General features: G+C 62.1%; 24 protein-coding genes. 1 reads left to right on the top strand and 23 read right to left on the bottom strand.

Features of this window, described 5'->3' with window-relative positions; all coding sequences use genetic code 11:
• From GTP45_RS27570 to GTP45_RS27505, 14 genes are all read right to left on the bottom strand, one after another.
• Nucleotides 1-2,033: phage tail tape measure protein (locus GTP45_RS27570; RefSeq protein WP_161017045.1), on the bottom strand; the 2,033-nt coding region annotated here is incomplete at its 3' end.
• Nucleotides 2,034-2,147, bottom strand: a complete 114-nt coding sequence (locus tag GTP45_RS27565; RefSeq protein ID WP_161017044.1) for a GpE family phage tail protein — start codon at nucleotides 2,145-2,147, stop codon at nucleotides 2,034-2,036. It lies immediately after the preceding gene.
• 8 nt (nucleotides 2,148-2,155) lie between these two features.
• Complete coding sequence (locus tag GTP45_RS27560; RefSeq protein ID WP_161017043.1) at nucleotides 2,156-2,470, bottom strand: phage tail assembly protein; 315 nt, start codon at nucleotides 2,468-2,470, stop codon at nucleotides 2,156-2,158.
• A 61-nt stretch (nucleotides 2,471-2,531) separates the two neighbouring features.
• Nucleotides 2,532-3,041 (bottom strand): phage major tail tube protein, encoded by a 510-nt coding sequence (locus GTP45_RS27555; RefSeq protein ID WP_161017042.1) that lies wholly within the window; start codon nucleotides 3,039-3,041, stop codon nucleotides 2,532-2,534.
• Nucleotides 3,042-3,074: 33 nt separating this feature from the next.
• Nucleotides 3,075-4,253 carry a phage tail sheath protein gene (locus tag GTP45_RS27550; RefSeq protein ID WP_161017041.1) on the bottom strand — a complete coding sequence of 393 codons (1,179 nt, stop codon included), beginning with the start codon at nucleotides 4,251-4,253 and terminating at the stop codon, nucleotides 3,075-3,077.
• Between the two features lie 203 nt (nucleotides 4,254-4,456).
• A complete protein-coding gene (locus GTP45_RS28935; protein WP_229258677.1) occupies nucleotides 4,457-4,792 on the bottom strand; it encodes a hypothetical protein in 336 nt (111 codons plus the stop codon).
• Nucleotides 4,789-5,244 (bottom strand): hypothetical protein, encoded by a 456-nt coding sequence (locus GTP45_RS27540; protein ID WP_161017040.1) that lies wholly within the window; start codon nucleotides 5,242-5,244, stop codon nucleotides 4,789-4,791. The genes GTP45_RS28935 and GTP45_RS27540 overlap by 4 nt, the downstream gene beginning before the upstream one ends.
• A gap of 260 nt (nucleotides 5,245-5,504) precedes the next feature.
• Entirely contained in the window at nucleotides 5,505-7,199 is a 1,695-nt protein-coding gene (locus tag GTP45_RS27535; protein ID WP_161017039.1) for a hypothetical protein, read from the bottom strand.
• 10 nt (nucleotides 7,200-7,209) lie between these two features.
• Nucleotides 7,210-7,533: a hypothetical protein gene (locus GTP45_RS27530; protein WP_161017038.1), complete on the bottom strand. Its 324-nt coding sequence runs from the start codon at nucleotides 7,531-7,533 to the stop codon at nucleotides 7,210-7,212.
• A 15-nt stretch (nucleotides 7,534-7,548) separates the two neighbouring features.
• Nucleotides 7,549-8,250 carry a phage tail protein gene (locus GTP45_RS27525; protein ID WP_161017037.1) on the bottom strand — a complete coding sequence of 234 codons (702 nt, stop codon included), beginning with the start codon at nucleotides 8,248-8,250 and terminating at the stop codon, nucleotides 7,549-7,551.
• A complete protein-coding gene (locus tag GTP45_RS27520; RefSeq protein ID WP_161017036.1) occupies nucleotides 8,247-8,783 on the bottom strand; it encodes a phage tail protein I in 537 nt (178 codons plus the stop codon). Before GTP45_RS27520 ends, GTP45_RS27525 begins: the two co-directional genes overlap by 4 nt.
• Nucleotides 8,773-9,681, bottom strand: coding sequence for a baseplate J/gp47 family protein (locus GTP45_RS27515; protein ID WP_161017035.1), 909 nt, complete (start codon nucleotides 9,679-9,681; stop codon nucleotides 8,773-8,775). Before GTP45_RS27515 ends, GTP45_RS27520 begins: the two co-directional genes overlap by 11 nt.
• Nucleotides 9,678-10,034, bottom strand: a complete 357-nt coding sequence (locus GTP45_RS27510) for a GPW/gp25 family protein (protein WP_161017034.1) — start codon at nucleotides 10,032-10,034, stop codon at nucleotides 9,678-9,680. Before GTP45_RS27510 ends, GTP45_RS27515 begins: the two co-directional genes overlap by 4 nt.
• Nucleotides 10,031-10,771, bottom strand: a complete 741-nt coding sequence (locus GTP45_RS27505; RefSeq protein ID WP_161017033.1) for a phage baseplate assembly protein V — start codon at nucleotides 10,769-10,771, stop codon at nucleotides 10,031-10,033. The genes GTP45_RS27510 and GTP45_RS27505 overlap by 4 nt, the downstream gene beginning before the upstream one ends.
• A gap of 172 nt (nucleotides 10,772-10,943) precedes the next feature.
• On the opposite strand from GTP45_RS27505, the gene GTP45_RS27500 reads away from it, so the two are divergent.
• On the top strand, nucleotides 10,944-11,693 hold the full coding sequence (locus tag GTP45_RS27500) for a DNA-methyltransferase (RefSeq protein WP_371874532.1): 750 nt from the start codon (nucleotides 10,944-10,946) through the stop codon (nucleotides 11,691-11,693).
• Nucleotides 11,694-11,732: 39 nt separating this feature from the next.
• Here GTP45_RS27500 and GTP45_RS27495 read toward each other — a convergent pair whose 3' ends face one another.
• The 9 genes from GTP45_RS27495 to gpM form a co-directional block, all read right to left on the bottom strand.
• The gene (locus tag GTP45_RS27495) at nucleotides 11,733-12,182 is read right to left on the bottom strand and encodes a phage virion morphogenesis protein (protein WP_161017032.1); all 450 of its coding nucleotides are present in this window, start codon (nucleotides 12,180-12,182) and stop codon (nucleotides 11,733-11,735) included.
• Nucleotides 12,182-12,619, bottom strand: coding sequence for a phage tail protein (locus GTP45_RS27490; protein ID WP_161017031.1), 438 nt, complete (start codon nucleotides 12,617-12,619; stop codon nucleotides 12,182-12,184). Before GTP45_RS27490 ends, GTP45_RS27495 begins: the two co-directional genes overlap by 1 nt.
• Nucleotides 12,612-13,190 (bottom strand): hypothetical protein, encoded by a 579-nt coding sequence (locus tag GTP45_RS27485; RefSeq protein ID WP_161017030.1) that lies wholly within the window; start codon nucleotides 13,188-13,190, stop codon nucleotides 12,612-12,614. The genes GTP45_RS27490 and GTP45_RS27485 overlap by 8 nt, the downstream gene beginning before the upstream one ends.
• Nucleotides 13,187-13,993 carry an N-acetylmuramidase domain-containing protein gene (locus GTP45_RS27480; protein WP_161017029.1) on the bottom strand — a complete coding sequence of 269 codons (807 nt, stop codon included), beginning with the start codon at nucleotides 13,991-13,993 and terminating at the stop codon, nucleotides 13,187-13,189. Before GTP45_RS27480 ends, GTP45_RS27485 begins: the two co-directional genes overlap by 4 nt.
• The gene (locus GTP45_RS27475; protein ID WP_229258676.1) at nucleotides 13,990-14,262 is read right to left on the bottom strand and encodes a phage holin family protein; all 273 of its coding nucleotides are present in this window, start codon (nucleotides 14,260-14,262) and stop codon (nucleotides 13,990-13,992) included. Before GTP45_RS27475 ends, GTP45_RS27480 begins: the two co-directional genes overlap by 4 nt.
• Entirely contained in the window at nucleotides 14,259-14,618 is a 360-nt protein-coding gene (locus GTP45_RS27470; RefSeq protein WP_161017028.1) for a putative holin, read from the bottom strand. The genes GTP45_RS27475 and GTP45_RS27470 overlap by 4 nt, the downstream gene beginning before the upstream one ends.
• Before the next feature lie 13 nt (nucleotides 14,619-14,631).
• Nucleotides 14,632-14,838: a tail protein X gene (locus GTP45_RS27465; RefSeq protein ID WP_161017027.1), complete on the bottom strand. Its 207-nt coding sequence runs from the start codon at nucleotides 14,836-14,838 to the stop codon at nucleotides 14,632-14,634.
• A complete protein-coding gene (locus tag GTP45_RS27460; RefSeq protein ID WP_161017026.1) occupies nucleotides 14,838-15,329 on the bottom strand; it encodes a head completion/stabilization protein in 492 nt (163 codons plus the stop codon). The genes GTP45_RS27465 and GTP45_RS27460 overlap by 1 nt, the downstream gene beginning before the upstream one ends.
• Nucleotides 15,330-15,431: 102 nt before the next feature.
• On the bottom strand, nucleotides 15,432-16,109 hold the full coding sequence (gpM, locus tag GTP45_RS27455) for a phage terminase small subunit (RefSeq protein WP_161017025.1): 678 nt from the start codon (nucleotides 16,107-16,109) through the stop codon (nucleotides 15,432-15,434).
• Nucleotides 16,110-16,111 lie beyond the last annotated feature (2 nt).

The raw sequence follows: 16,111 nt of genomic DNA, 5'->3' as shown, positions 1-16,111 counted from the left end.
CCCTGGTAGAACAGGCCGAGCGGGGACCAGTTCACGATAAGCGCGCCGATGCCGCTAATACCGCCGGCAAAGGCGGCCTTCACGCCGTCCCAAATGCCGCCGAAAAATTCTTTGATCGGTCCCCAATACTTGTAGATGCCATACGCGGCCAGGCCAATAGCGGTAATCGTCAGGCCTATAGGGTTCATCAGTAGCGCGCGGCCGATGAACATGATGGCCGAGCCAACCAGGCGAAGCGGTGAGGCGGCCATGCGGAACACGTTTGCCAGCAACCCGCCCTGCATTCCCAGCGTGGTCATGCTGAACCGCAGGACCGCCATAGGGCCGAGAATGGACGCCACGGTGAGCATGAGGCCGCCGCCCACGGTCAGCACCAGGGCCAGGGCGGCGGCAGTCTTCATCAGGCCGCCGGCCAGCTTCGGATTTTCGCGCGCCCACTGTCCCACGCTTTGCGCCATATCGCCCAGCCATTCGGTGGTGGCTTTCAGTTCTGGCGAGATAGAATCGCCCATCGCTACCAGGCCGTTTGTAAATGTGCCGCCGGCAGCTTCCCACAGATTCTTAAGGGTGCCGAGCTGGGTATTTACGCGCTGCTGCAAGGACGCCTGGGCGTTCATCTTGGCTTGCACTTCGCCGTAGCCATTCGCGCCCTTTTCGATCAGTAGCGCGACGACTTGCAGCGTTTCCGCATCGTCCCCGAATACCTCTTTCAGCACGCCCAGGCGCTTTTGCGTGGTGAGGCCTTCAAGCTTTTTGAACTGCTTGAACATTTGATCGAAGCCGCCGAACTCGCCTTTACCGTTCGTGAATTCCAGCTTGTTACCTGGGCCGAGCTGCTTGTTTGCCTTGTCGATCTTCGCTTTGTCCATCGACATCTGGAAAATCTTGCGGTATGCGTTGCCGGCGGATTCGCCGGCCATGCCCGCCTGGTCTGCCATGACCAGCAACGGTGCCAGGGCTTTCGCCCCTTCCAGGCCTTTTACCTTGAGCGTGTCCATTGCCGGCGACAGCTTGGCGAAGCCTTGCAGCATGTTGCTGTCATCCACGCCGAGATAGAACGTCTTTTGGATAACGTCCATCAGGCCCATCATTTCCTTGTCGGTGGAGCGCGTGGCGTCCTGCAATTTCGCCGCGAACTCGGCCGCCTCTGCCGGCGCTTTCTTGAGCTGGACGCCCAGGTAGGCGGTGGCCTCTCCCACGCCGCCCAGGATGGTTTGCGCACCGATGCCCTGGCGACTCAACATGGTCATCATGTCTTGGAAGTCGGCGGTGGTGCCTGGCAGCTTGTCGCCCAGCTTCATCGCCAGGTCGTTGATTTTCTGGAATTCGGGAGGAACTACCGCGCCGGCGCGCATCAAGGCAACCTTGAGCTGGGTAGCGGAATCCTCGGCCTTGGCGTACTCGGTGACAGGTGCTTTCAATGCCGCGCCGGTGACAGCGCCGGCGGCCAGCGCGCCAGCGCCGCTACCGGCCAGGCGGCCGGCGGTTGCCTGGGTGCGTTCCATGCGGCTACGCGCCTCGGCTACGCGCCGCTCGCGCGCGGCCAGCTCAGCCAGGCGGGCTTGCTGCTGGCGCATCGCCGCCGTGGTTGATTCGATCTCGCCGCGCAAGTTGCGTTCGTGCTGCGCCAGGCTGCGGGTGTCGATGCCCGCGCCGGCCAGGCGGCCGCGCAGCTCGCGCAGCTCGTTTTGCTGCCGCGCCTGGGTGGCGGTCAATTCTGCTGCAGCCCGCTTCGCGCTTTCAAAATCCCGCGCCATCGCCCTGGTCGGCGGGCCGGATCGCCCCATCTCGCCGGCCAGGGTTCTAACGCGCTGCTGCGCGGCGGCGAGCTGGGCGTCGGTGTCGCGCAATCCGGTGCGCAGCTCGCGGAACGCGCCCACGTCCTGTTGCGTCTTTCCCAGCTCTTTGAGCCGGTTGCGGGTTTCGCTCAGTGCTTTAGCCGCGCCCTTGTTCCCTTCCAGGACATTGCGCAGCGGCCGCGTTACGCGGTCCACCATATCGAACAGCACGCGCAATTTCAGTTCGTTTGACATTTACTCGTTCCCACTTCGTATGCGCGCTTGCTCGCGCCAGTCCATCAGTTCAGCCAGGCTCATGCCGTCCATCGCCTGTGGCGTCCAATGGAACACCACGGCGATATCGGCCATCGCGTTTTCTACTCGGTCGGGGATTCCGTGTTCGCTGGCTGCTCCTTCGGCAAGAAAAAAGCGTTGAACAGCCCGCCCAATTGCAGAATGTCGGCCGGGTCCAGGCGGTACACGTCCTGCTCGGTCAGCATCGGCGTGGTGATGCGCGGGAACACCTTTGCCATCGAGTCGATATCCAGGTCGACGATGGCGGTCAGCTTGGTGCCGCGCAGCTCGCCGGCCAGCGGGCGGCGCAAGGTCACGTCGGTGATGGTCTGGTTGCCGCGTTGCAGAGGCGAGGTCAGGGTGTAGGTGTTCGGGTCTTTAACGGTGGTGGTGGTCATGGTGATTCCTCAGTTTTCTATGTTGGGTGTCCCGCCCGATCGGGCGGGGATTGGGTTTGAATTACAGGCCGATCGCGGTACGGACTTTCGCCAGGTTGTCCACGCCGTTGATTTTTTCGATCATGTTCACCAGGTCGATTTCGATGATGTCTTGGCCGTTGATGGTCAGCTTGTAGTAGCTCAGCTCGGTCTTGACTTTGAACGGGCTGGCGTCGCCTGGCTTGGCATTGCCGAAATCGAATTCGCCGTGGCGGCCGCGCATGACGACTTCCACCGCGTCCGGGGTTGCGTTGTCCTCGGCCTGGTATGCGCCGGCGAAACGCATTTGCACGCCGTCATGGGTCAGCGAGCCCCATTGCTCCAGCACCGTGCGCATGATGCCGCCGTAGGTGCATTCGATAGACATACCTTCCTGGCCGTAGTCCAGTTTGATAGGGCCGTTCATGCCGCCGCCGCGCCAGTCTTCCAGCTTTCGGGTCAGCTTCGGCAAAGTGACTTCCGACACTTGGCCCTGGTAGTTGTTACCGTCATTGAAGACAGCGAAGTTTTTCAGGGTGGTAGGTAAACCCATGCTCTCTTTTCCTTGCTATGGTTTGGTGATTGGTCAGGACGCCGCGATGCTGGCGGCGAAGTCCATCAGGTAGGTATCCGTAATGCGCTGGATCAGCTCCAAATCTTCCAGCGGCGGCACCGGGGTGTAGTCGTAGGAGATGCGCAGCTTGCCGGCCTTGAGGTCGTCAACACTGTTGAGCGTGTCGTCATACCAGGCGCTACCGTCGATGATGTAGCCGCCGGCTTTCAGCGCCGCCAGCTTGGCGTTGATGCCGTTCAGGATGTCTTTGACCAGGGATGCGTACATATCCTTGTCCACGGCCCACATATGCGCCTCGGCCATCGTGTCGGCCAGGATTTGCGCCGTGCGGGTGTAGTTCTCGAAGGCGAACAGCGGATCATCGGAACAGGTGCGGCTACCCCAGAAGCGGAAGCCATCCACGCAAATCAGGGTCGTGATTTCCTTGCTGTTCAGGTAGCCCGCGTCGGTGTTCGGGTCTTGCAAGTCCCAAAACACGTCTTTGGAAATGCCGGTGACGCCGTTGACCGCGACGTTAGAAAGTGTCTTATGCCAGCCAGTATCGTTGTCGATCTTGGCGCGCAGGCCCAGGGCGTAGGCCACGGCCGGGACTACCGTTTCTTTCTTGGTTACGGTGTCCAGCGCCAGGAACTCAGGCCAAATGACCATGACTTCGCGGGCGGCGAACAGCGCGCGGTAGGCGGCCGCGTCTTCCTTGGTGGCGCAGCCATTGGCCGAAACGTAGGAGAAGGCGCGCAGCTTCTGCGCGGTCGCTACAACTTCGGCCGCCACGGCTTGCGTATCGAGCCAAGGCGCGCCGATGATGCGCGGCTTGACCTTCAGGCGGCCTTGCGCGCCAAGCAGCGCCTTGAGGCCCGTATATTTGCCCTGGGGCGTTACGGTGCCGATGACGTTGGCGGCGGTTTCCGCCGGCGTCGCGCCTTCGGCCACGCGCACAACCACAGTGAGCGGCTTGGTCTGCGCGCCGATGGCTACCAGCGCCGCGCGCAAGGTGCCTTTGGTGCCAGCGCTGCCCAGCGCGGTTACAACGTTGGTCAGCAGTACGGGCGTATCCAGCGGGAATACTGCCGGGTCTGCATCCTCGGCGGTGCAGACCATGCCCACGATCGAGGACGATACGGTGCGGATAGGGCGCGTACCCTGGTTGACTTCGGTGACGCGGATACCGTGGTGGTAGTCGTCGTTTGCCATAAAAAATTACTCCTGGTGGTGGTGATAAACCGCGATCGCGGGTGCGGTCGTGGTGCTGTGTGTGCTGACAGTGGCGACAGCTTGCCGCGCGCGTGCGGGAAGCGCATCAACTTGCGAATGTGGTGGAAGCGGGTACAAATGACTCGGCCGGTTTTTGTCAGAAACCGGCCGAAAAGGGAGGGATTTACGGAGGCCGCGGCGCGTTATACGCCTTCGGATTTGCTGCAATGGTCGGGGTCGATTCGGTCAAGGATGCGACATAAGATGCAGCCCCAGCGCCGCCCCTCTTTCCTGGCTCGGCTTGCGCGGCTGCTTACCGTTTCAGTGTCCAGGCCGCCGGTGGCGGCGTTGCCTACGCGATCGTAGCCGCGCGCAATCCGCCAGTAGCGGTCGCTTCCTGTGACGATCGCGGCAAGCATCCACAGGGACGCCAGGGCATGCGCGAGCTGACAAACCAGGAAGATAGCGAACTTGGCCGCGCGCTCGCGCAGAGATTCGGCCAGTTCAGCTAACAGCTTCCCGATTACCGCCGCGCTCATACCGGCTTCCCGCTGATAATTGCCGCCAGCCGCTTGTCGCGGTTTTCTGGTGCGATGACGCCGGCCGCTACCAAAGCGTCAATGGTGTGTGCGATCGCCGCTTGAACAGCGGACGCCGACAGTACTACCTCGGTAGTACGCGGATCGTCCAGCCGGCGCATGAACAGATTCACGCCCACGTCATCGGCGCGAAGTTCTTCAATAACCATCTGCTCTTGAATTGTCCACAGAAAATGGAATTCATTCGGGCCAACAGTCGGCGGTTTTGGCGTAGGTTTGCTGAATACATCGACGCCATCAACTACATCATGGGTCCAGCCTTCTTCCACCTGGGTTTCGGTCGCGACTAAAATTTTCACCACGTCTTGAGAAGGGCATTCAACAACCACAAGCGGGGAGGTAGGCAAGGCTGTGCCGACTACGCGGCCATCAGTAACAAAAACGATTTTCATTGTGCTTCTTCCTCCAGGCAAGAAACGAGTACGGTAGTACTTGCTACGGTACCGACTGTCAGGGTTTGATTTGCTCCGACAAACAACTTCAACGTCACTCCTTGCGAGGCTATCAAGCCGCTGACGCCATTGATGCTGATTGCGGGAACGCTACTGCCAGAGGCGGTTAATAGGACTTGCGAATTTACTGTCGGGGTGTAGGAGAGACTCCCCACGCCGTTAAGAATTCCGAGAATACCGGATGCCATTTCCTTCCTTTCTTAGTTGATGTTTCGGCGCACGCGCGACGAAGACTGCATACCGTTCATGATTACGCTATTGCCGACGATGCTCATACGCTGACCTGGCGGCGTTTGCGATTGCGCGTCGACGTTGTAAGGAGCCTGGAAGCCAACGGCCAGGCTTATCGATCCGGTGTACTGGACCTGGGCTGTTTGTCCCTTGGCCGCGTTATTCGTGTAGACGCCGAGAGGGATAAATCGAGGCATGTAGGGCATGATCTGGCCGACAAACAGGCCGCCGGTGTTGGTCTGCCCCGCCAGCACGGCGAGGTCGGCGCTTGCCTTTACCGGGTTCACCAGTGGGAAGAACACAGGCGGCGTGTTCCCATATGGGACATAGGGCGTAGGCAGCGCCACATAGGGGGCCGCCAGGTTGTAGTTTGCGTCGAAAGCACATTGCAGCGAGCCACCGGAAAGCATGCCGATCAGGGACAGGCCGCCCGCCTTGGTCGCGTACAAAGACACGTCGGCGTTGCTGTTGTAGGTAAGCGGAATTTGGGCGTAGGTGTAGGACTTTAAGACTTTGCCAGTGGTGCCGCTGTGGAAGGCAAGCGTAATGTTGGTGCCGCTGCCCATCATGGCAACGGCAACATCGCCATTCGCCAGGCCGACGATACGCGGGTAGGTCGCGCCGGTGGATACGGCTCCCGCACTTGCCGGGGCGGCTGCTTGGATGCCGTTCGTGTTGTAGAGCGTGACCGTCAAATTTGCTGATACCAGCGATGCGACGGCGAAGCCGCCAGCATTACCGTTCGGCGTTACTGCGCTGTAGTTGCTGTTGCCGCCGCCGGTGGCCGCTGCTGCCGCTACGGCGGTTCCGTCATTCTTGAATTTCTGCACCATCGTGCCATTGGTTTGCGTGCTGTAAGCGATGACAAAGCCGCCTCCCTGGGCAGCGGAGAAAGCAGCGCCTTGCACAAAGCCGTTGCCGCCGCCGGCCAAGGCCGTATTGGCTTTGACTACGGTGCCGGTGGCGTCATACACCGCGTAGGCCGTCACTGGAACAGACGTATTCATGTATGCCAAGGCGAATCCGCCGTTGCTCAAGGCGAGCGCGTAAATTTGCGTGCCACCACCGCCCACTCCGGTAATGGCGGCGTTGACGGCTGTAAGCGCTTTCACCACGGCCCCGTTGTTGTCGTAGACGCCGTATTGCACCCAGGGGGCCACGGTTCGACCGAAGGCGAGGGCGAAGCCACCGCCGGTCAGTGCCGCGATGGAAACACAGAAAGCCGTGGTACCAGTTGCGGCTGCACCGTCCACAGTAACCACCGCGCCCTGCTGCTGGCCGGCGTTGTTGAAGATGGCGAACTGTACCGGGAAATTGCCGCTGTTGAGCTGCCACGCGACTACGTAGTTGCCATTTGAGAGGGCCGCGCCGGCGATACAGTTCAAGCCCCCCCAGGAGCTGGACTGGTTGGTGCTGTTGATGCCGTTCGTATCGGTCGGCCGCGCCGGTGCCGGCATCAAGATAGCGTTGATGATCGGCGTCAGGTTGACGATTGGCCGAACCGAATTTGCCGGCACGGCTGGGTCCGCGCCGTAGTAGGCGAGATTGTCCTCGCCCAGCACGGCGATTTGCCCTTGCTGTACGTCCTCGCCTACGGTGACGGTCGTGTAGTAGACCGGCTGCGAAGAACTGGCGCTAGATGCAGCGCTTACATTACGTCCCATTGCTTACTCCTTACTGTTTTTCATAGCCGTAGATGGCGTAATCTGTGTTTGCCTGGTCGCATTGCACGAACACGTTGGTTCCCGCAGAAACGGCGATGCCGGTGCGCTCCAGTGTCTTTCCTACCTCGGAATCGAATTCCAAGAACCGCGTTCCGGCCGCCTTGCTGTCCGCGCCAGGGCCGAGCGCCAGGCGGACTTTCACCGGCCCCAGGGACTTGTTGCAAAACGAGACGGTGATCGTTGCCGCCACGGCCGGCGCGGCGCACGCATAGCCGATCTTTTCTTTCCCGGCTTCCAGGGTGCCGCCGCCCAAATCGCCGCTTTTCACTGCCATTGATGTGTTTCCTTTCTATCCTGCTGCGTTAAAAAATTCTTCGGCCCAGCGGTTGGCATTTGCTGCAGCCGCCCTGGCGCCGTTGACGTACTGCGGGTGCGGATCGGCCGCCGCGATGTGACTGGACAGGCGGGCCGCGTCCTGCTGGATCGCGTCAGCGGCCAGGCCGATCGTGTCGTAGAAGGCGTCGGCCTCGGCCTTGGTCAAATACTGCGGGTGAGGGTCCAGCGCCGCCATGTGGTCCGCGATCGACTGCAACACCGATTGCGCCGTGGCGTAGGCCTGGGGATTGACCGAGAGGCTGATAACGGCCCCGTTGACGTATTCCATGTAAAAACGCACGATCATTGCGCGGGCGCTGCCGTCGGCGGCCGCCACCTTCTCCACCGCCGGGTAGTTGCTGACGGCCATGACCTTGCCTGGTACGCGGCCACCGATCAGGGCCAGCTCGCGCGCGGTCCAGCCGCCCACGTCTTCCGGTACGGCCGCTTCAAAAATGAACCAGGTGGGGTGCGTCGGGTCTTTCTTGATGCTGCTGATTTCCACCTGGTAGACCTTGTTTACCAGGCCGGCGGTGTTCTCGTCCGGGGCGGTTGCATGGCCGTTGCCGTCCCCGATAGCGATATGGGTGAACGGGACAACTTCGCGCGCTACTTGCGCGTCCGCCAGCTCGGCCAGGCCGGCGGCGGTTATTAGGGAATAGTAGGTTTGGCTCATTTCTGTTTTGGGTAGACGCTGGTAATGATTACGTCCTGTACCGCCACGCCTACGCTGATTGCGGGGCGGGTCTTGGCGATAAACTGGACGGTGAAATGTGAACGGGCTGGCTTGACGGCCGCCACCTGGCGTTCGATCGACTGCGCGAAAACTTCCGTCATGCCCACGTTTTCCGTGTCCACGTCGAGGCGGAAGGTGTAAGGCACGCCGCGCGGCGATTGCTGCCACCACTCAACGACATCAGCAGTCACGCCCAGGGCCGCCAGGGCGGATTCGACGGACGCCACGGTGCCTTTCTGTACATGGACCTGGTAGGCCGATTTGATGACGGCGCGCTTTTGCGCTTCGCTCCAGGCATCGTCCCAGGCGTCCACATGGACGGCCCAGGCCAGCCACGGCAGCAGCGCTACGGGGCATTTGTCCGGGTCCATAATCTCGCGGATCGTCACCGGCAAATCGCCGATGACGCCGCAGACTTCGGCCAGGACGCGCTCTAGCCGCGTGGCGTTCGGTGGCAGCAGGTTAAGCGCCATAGACGCCGCCGTAAGCCAGGTCAACCAGGGTGCAGTTAGGCGCTTGCCGCTTCGTCGTCACGATGTCGGCCTGTGGCAGCTCCAGCACCACGTTTTCCATCCCTGGGACCATCAGGGCCGCTTCGATGCCGGCGCGCGTGGCGCGGCGGCCCAGGCGGTGACAGGTCTGTATGTAGGTGTCCAGGTTCTTGCGCGCCGTCGCCAGCACCACGCTGGAATCCGGGCCGGGAAAGGTGTACAGGATGCCGCGCACCATGTAGCCGAGAATCTCGGCGCTCTCCACAATAACTTCATCCGTCAGGGGGCGCGCGGTCTTGCTGTTCAGCGCGGCGGCGACGGCCGCCGTCAGCTCGCCGCTGGCTTCGCCCGCGCCGTCGCGCGCCAGGATCGTGACGCGGACTTGACCAGGCGTAGGGCTGTCAACGGACGCATCGAGTACCCGCGCGTCCGCGTTGCGCGCCAGCGACTCGTAAGCGCCTTCGGGGCCGGCCACAGACAGGCTTTCCGGTGCGATCTGGATTCGATAGCGCAAGTCGCTATCGCTTTCCATCACGGCGGGAATGCCGTTCTCTTCGTCGGCGGGCGTCAACACCTGGCGTTGCAGGTTCTTGCCGGCGGCGAGCTGGTCCAGGTCGGTGCCTTGCGCATAGGCGAGCATCACGGCGCGCGCGGCGTCGTTGATGCGCTGGCGCAGCACCATTTCGATAAAGGTGTTCTCCTGCAAGCTGCGGGCCAGCGGTTCCGACTCCAGCGCCAGGGTGGCGGCCACCTCGGCTTGCTGGTCGGCCGGCCACAGCGCAATCATGCGCGCCTTGCGGCTGGCGTACAGGGTTTCATAGTCGATGACTTCGACAACGGCGGGCGCGGCCAGCAGCGTTAAATCAATCGGCGTGCTCATACAGTCCTTTCAGCGGAGAGAGAAACGGACGTGTTGACCAGTTCGCCGGAAATCCGGGTGGTGCCTTCGATGTCCAGGGATTGTTTGCCGTCCATGCTCGGCGCGCCGGAAATGGACACGCGCGTCAGCTTGAGGCGCGGTTCCCACTTCATCAACGCCGTGGCGGCGGCGGCATACAGCCGCACGCGCGTGGCCGGATTGTTCGGCGCGTCGATCAGTGAAAAAATCTTTGATCCGAAAGTACGGCGCGCGACGCAAGAGCCTTCGGGCGTCGTGAGGACTTTTCCGATTGACTGGTACAGGTGCGCCAGGCCTTGCAGGCTGCGGCCGGTTTTTGCGTCCATGCCGATCATTTCGCCGGCCCCACGTCTTTACCGTCACCCTGCTCCTGGTGGACGTGCTTGACCAGGCTGATACCTTTCGCCGTAATGTCGTCGGTGGCATCGATGCCGCCGTTGATCTTGGCCGCCTTGCCGCCAGATCCTGGCGCGCTGCCGCTGCCGGTCATACCGCCCAGGTAGGCCAGCGTTTTTTGAACGGTCAGGTTTCCTGTGCAGAGGGTGTCAGGTGCGTCTATCGTTACCTTTTTCGATTTGATCGTTGCGCTGTCGTCGGCGTTGATGGTCGCGGCCTTCGTGTTGACCGTCGCGCTGTCGCTGGCGTTGATAGTCGCGGCCTTCGTGTTGATCGTGACCGAAGCGGGAACGGTGAAAACAGCGGTGCCACCTTCCGGCATGGTCACGGTGAGCGCGTGCGCTTCGTGGTCGTATTCAATGACCGCGCCATCGGGATAGCGCCGGGTATGCGTGGTCGGCTTGTGGCTCGGCGCTTTCACCTCGTCGGTGTTGATGCCGCGCAGCGCTACGCCCTCGGTGGGATCGCCGCCAGGGCAGAACAGCAAGACCAGTTCGCCCACGGTCGGCGGGTTCCAGTCGGTCGTTTCGCCGGCGGCCAGCGCAAGCCAGTTGATCCAGTTGGTTTCCAGGTCGCCGCTTTGCACGCGGCATACCTCTTTGTCGTGATCGACGGCCAGAATCGTGCCCTTGCGTACAAGGTTCAAAATCAGCCGGTAGAGTTCGTTAGTGTCCATGTCTGCATGGTGCCGCTCGCGTGCGCGCGAGTCAGCAACATGCGTTTGTACCCGCTGCGGCCACACTCGCTCGGTGGTGTGCTGACACAAAACATTTCCGAGAATGGCAGGTATGCGCTATCGCGGCCTTTGGCTGCGGGCGTTCCCTCACCATTTATAGGAAATTCAGGAAGTGAAAAAGATCGCAGCAACGAAGAAAGCAAAGCAGGACGCCACCGATTATCTGAACAAGTTGCACAACGTAGACGCGCTGGAATTCGTGCGCACGCTGCCGCGCAATTCGATCGATATGCTTTTCACCGATCCGCCGTATTCTTCGGGCGGTCTGCATTCCGGCACGCGCAAGCAGTCCACCGGACAGAAGTACATCAACAACGCTACGGCGATGGAATACGAGGACTTCAACTTCGACAACATGGACCAGCGCTCCTGGTCGTTCTGGTGTCACTCCTGGTTGATCGCCGCACAGCGCGCAATGAAACCGGGCGGCCTCCTGGTCTGCTATATCGACTGGCGGCAAATGGCGACGCTGACGGACGTGATCCAGGCCGCCGGCTTTACGCTGCGCGGTATCGCAGTGTGGGACAAGACCACCGGCCGCTCGCGTCCACGCAAGGGCGGTTTCAAGCAACAGGCCGAATTCATCCTGTGGGCCAGCAAGGGGGATATGGACAAAGACGCCTCGGTGTACTTGCCTGGCGTTTTCAGCACGGCGCTGGACTTCCCGAAAAAGCATTTGACCGAGAAGCCGATCGAGGTAGCGCGCCAGGTCGTTCGCCTGGTGCCGGAAGGCGGCACGGTGCTGGACCTGTTCGCCGGCTGCGGCACGCACCTGGTAGCGGCCCAGGAAGCAGGCTTGAAATGGGTAGGTTGCGAAGAAAACGCCCGAATCCACAAGGTTGCGGCGGGCCGGCTGCATTAAAAGGCCCGCCAGGGCCAGAAATCGGGCCGCTGGCGGGTTTTATAGGGTCAGGTGGGCCAAGATAGTGTCTTGGATCATTTCGCGTTCAGAGGCCGTAAAACCGAGTAGCTGGCGCACCGGGTACTTGTAGCGGGGGCCGCCAGGGCGCAGCGGCGACGTTTCGCCCTCCTGGTGGACTCGCGCCAGGGCGGCGACGCGGCCGGCGAACCCCACGGCCAGGCCGTTGGCGTCGGAATCGATTTTCAGGTACTTGACGGTGCGCAGCTTGGCGAACATGGCCTTGCGCTTGATACGGCCCGATTTGCCGCGCAGCTTCTGCTTTCGCGGCTCGTATTTGCTGCCGTCCGGGTTGAGCTGGTCTTTGATGCGGCTTTGCTGGCTGCGGCGCAGCTTGCGCGCAATGTCCGTGGCCACGGCGCGGCGCTGGCCTGGTTGGAGCTGGGCCAGCAAGCCGCCGGCCCATTCCTCTATCGCGGTCAGGTCGTCCATTACAACGCTACCAGGGAACCAGTGGTGCGCCAGTCCGGTACCGGCTCCTGGAGGTGCTGCACCTGGTACGCGCCGGCGGCGTCCCTGGTGACGCGCACCGACTCTGTGAGCGGCAGCGTTATGGAAATGTCGCACGTCTCGTTGTTGAGGTGGTCCACCTCAAACTTGATTGCCGACTGCCGCAGCGTGTCGTTGTCCATCAAGTCGGGCTGATTGGTGCGAACCCAGGCCAGCAGCGCAATAAACACCTGGTCGGCGTCGCCGGCGAAGTCGAGCAATATCAGGTTGATAGTGCATCGATATTCAAACGATGGCATGGACGTGGAAATAGAAACGATGGTGCCGCCGTCGATGAACACGTTGAACTTGTCCGGTGAGGTCTTCAATTCCGGCGCGGCCGCCGCGATCGCGGCGCGTAGGCTACCTGGCTTATTCATCGTCATCCTCCAGGGAGTCGGCCCAGGTGCCGGCCTGGCCGTTGATCGCTACTTGCTGGCCGGCGTAGAACTCACGCCAGCCGATGACTTGTTTGCGCCAGGCGCGGCAGCTTGTGGCGTTGTGGACTTCCGTTGCGGCGATGTCATCGAGCGGAACGCCGGCGGGTTCTCGGTCAGAATCGCGGGCGGGTCCGACAGCTTCACCAGTCCAGCCGGCGGCGAGCACGCGGACAAAACCAGCGTTGACAGCAAAGCGGCCAACATCGGCCGGCTGGACGTACACAGGAATGCTTTTCTCAATTTCTTCTCCCTTCACATACACGGTTTGGATGCGGTCGCGGTATTTGGTTTCCGTGACCGTCACCACCTTGCCCTGGCGCTCAACGATGCGGACGCCCTGGGCGGTTTGCTTCGCCTGGTAGGCGATCATGGCGTCAGCGCCGCGCCGCGCTTCGTGCAGTCGGCCGACGCCGTAGGCTGCGGCCATCAGTGCGGCCGCTGCAGCCCACTTCGCGTAGGCCGGAAGGGTGACGCCCTTGAGGCCCGCCAGGCGCGCAGCAAGGGCCGTCATGCGGCCGCCTTCTCGGCCTGGCTGTACTTGGTGTATGCCTGGGCCAGTTTGGCGTCGTAGAGGTTGCGGGCGTAGTCCGGGCCGTTGTAGAGCTTGGCGAAGGTGGACCACTTGCGGGCCTTCAACGCCGCCAGGAGCGCGGCGTCTTGAGCGATGAAACGAACGAACGCGCCGAGCTGCTCGGCTTCGCTTTCTTCCATCGCGGCGACGAATTCCGCCAGGCTCTCGTAGCCAAGGTCTTTCCAGTGATAGCCCATGATTTGGAACGCGCCCCAGGAGCATGCCTCATAGGCCGCCGCCTCGCAGATCAGCATAGCGCCGGCCAGGCGCATGTACTCGGCCGCGCCGCCCTGGTAGCCGCCGCGCTCCTGGGATACCAGGGCCGGCTTGTGGGCCGCGATCGGCGCCGGGTCGATGCCGTGCGCTTCCAGGCGCTTCCAGAAGACGTGGCGCTCAAACAGGATTTTGGGGCGGCCATCCGGCAACATGCCCTGGCCGACAGATTCCACCTCGTTGACGGCGCGCACGGCCGCCACTTGCACGCCCAGCAGCTCGGCAGCGTTCACCAGGTCGGCGTCGGTCAGGTGGTGCGGCAGCGTCACGCCGCGCAGCGCGATAAAGGTTTTCGGGCCGGCGATGCCGTCCACTACCAGGCCTTTCGCTTTCTGCACCGCCATGACGGCCGCCTCGGTGCCGTGGTCAAAGTAGCCGGTCACAGGGACCGGGTGGCCGCTGCTGGTCAGCCGCTTTTGCAGGTTTTCCACTTCCGCGCCGTGATCGCCAAATTTATACAGCATGTTCATTCTCTCCAGAGTAAGCGCGCCACGTTGCCGCGTGCGCCAAATACAAAAACGTCGATGAGGATTGCGCGCGCGGTTTCGATGACGCCCAGCTCGCGCGGGTTGACCAGCAGGTCGATGCCAGAGGCGGCCAGGACAACCAGGATTGCCCAGGCAATCCAGGAAACGTGGCGGCGGTGGCGCGCGCCCTCTTTCCGGTACAGCAGCACGCGGCCGCAAGCGAGGAAATAGAAAGTCATGGCGATGTGCGCGCCGATGAATTCAGTGTTCATTCGTCCTTGCCTTTCTTGCCGAAGAACGACAGCAGATCAATGTTTTTCAAACGCTCCAGCAGTTGCAGCGTGACGGTGATCGCGGAGGCGGAAACCAGGAAAGCGGCTACGCCTGTCGATCGGATAACCGTGACGTTGTTGACGACATCGGGCGCGCCCAGGTAGCCCACGATCAGCGAAATCACCAGGTAGGTGATGCGCTGGGGGATATTGATGTCTTTGGAGTTCACTACCAGGAGCGACGCGCCGGCGAAAGCGCCGATCAGGGCGTTACCGTCAACGCCTGGGAACAGGCTTGCGAAGCCGACGCCGGCCGCAGAGGCTACGGCGATAGTTGTGGTGCTTGGTTCTGCCATCTTGAGTCCTAAATTAGTCCCACAGGTTGATGAGGTTGGTTTTTGGTTTTGCGGTTTGCGGGTCTGGTAGCTCAACAACCAGGCCATGTGGTAGGACCGGGCCGTAATCGGCCAGGCCTGGGTTTAGCTCTAGCGTGGCTTCAACGATGCCGGCCGTTTGCTTCCGGTGCCGCCAGCACAGAAGGTCTACGGTGTCGCCCTGTTGCGTGGTGACGCGCATCAGATCAGCTCTACCGTGGTACGCGCTACGCCCAGCAGATCGCGGATAGCCCAGCGAGCGGCGCGGCGGTCGTCATCGATCGAGGGTTCCAGCTCGTCGGCGGCGCGATCGCCGGCCTTCGTGCTGTCGTAGTCGCGGTATCGCTCGGTGAGATCCGCTTTCGTGCTGCGGTACACCGCCGTGCGGTACAGCGTGGCCTTGATGCTCTTGCCGCCGAGCTGTGGCGGCATGGCTTCCAGGTTGACGGCTCCTGCAGCGATGCTCGCCACTTTCCAGGCCGCCAGCTCGCCGTTGACGTTAATCATTGCGCTGACCAGGGCGTCGACCAGGCGCTCGTCGGTCACGGTGCCGTTGAGGCGCACGGCTGCGCGCAGGTGCGCCAGGTCGATATCGGGGAAAAAGCCGTCATTGGTGATGATGCCGGCCGGCGGGGTTTCGCCTGGTGCGCTGGTCGGCGTGCTGACTGGTTCGTTTGCGATAAAGGAAGACATACGGTGTTGCTTTCGGTTAGAGGCGGTGGGCTGGCTTCGGACAGCGTGGAGCCGCAAGGGCTTTGCTATCGTCAGCCAGCGCCGCCAGGCCGGGGAGGCTCTTTACGTGCCGCTGGCATTGCTGCCGGCGGCGGAGTTGCCGAGCTGCTTTTGCAGCCGGTCAATGTCTTGTTTCACGCCCGATCGGTCATGCAGCTTCAAGGCGCGATTCAGGTACAGCAAAGCCACTTCGGGCTTGTCCTGCACCGTCAGGCCGATCGCCTTGTACAGCTTGGCGCGCACCTGGTCGGGCATATCATGCGGCTCGGTCAGGTCGGCTACGTGCTTCAACTGCTCAACGTCGAAAGGCTGGCCGGCGCGCAAGGCGATGATTGCCTGTTCCGCGAATTCTTCCGCCACCACGGTTGCCGTGGAGCGGCTGAATTCATCGGGCAGCGTCAGCCGGTGAGTCAGCGCGTATTCAGCGATTGGCAGCGCGCCGGCATAGTCGCCGGCGTCGATGCGCCACAGCATGATTGTGGTGAGTACGTCGTCTTGCGCCCCGCGCCCGCCTTCCAGCGAGCCGGTTACATAGTTCTCGTACTCCGGCAGCAGTTCGCGCTTTACGGCGGCCTTGCGCTCGTTGGACTTGACCTGGTGCAGTCGCGCGCGGTCGGTCGCCAGCTTTGCGAGCATCAGCTCGTAGTTGCTTGCGCCGGCCAGCGTGCCGCCGTGCGGCGCGGCTGCTGCCGTGCGGGCAGCAATCACGCGCTGGAAGTGGGCTCGTGCGGGGCTGGTCATCG

The organism is Duganella rivi (genome assembly GCF_009857435.1).
Lineage (GTDB): Bacteria > Pseudomonadota > Gammaproteobacteria > Burkholderiales > Burkholderiaceae_D > Rugamonas > Rugamonas rivi.
This window is presented reverse-complemented; position numbering and strand designations above follow the sequence as displayed.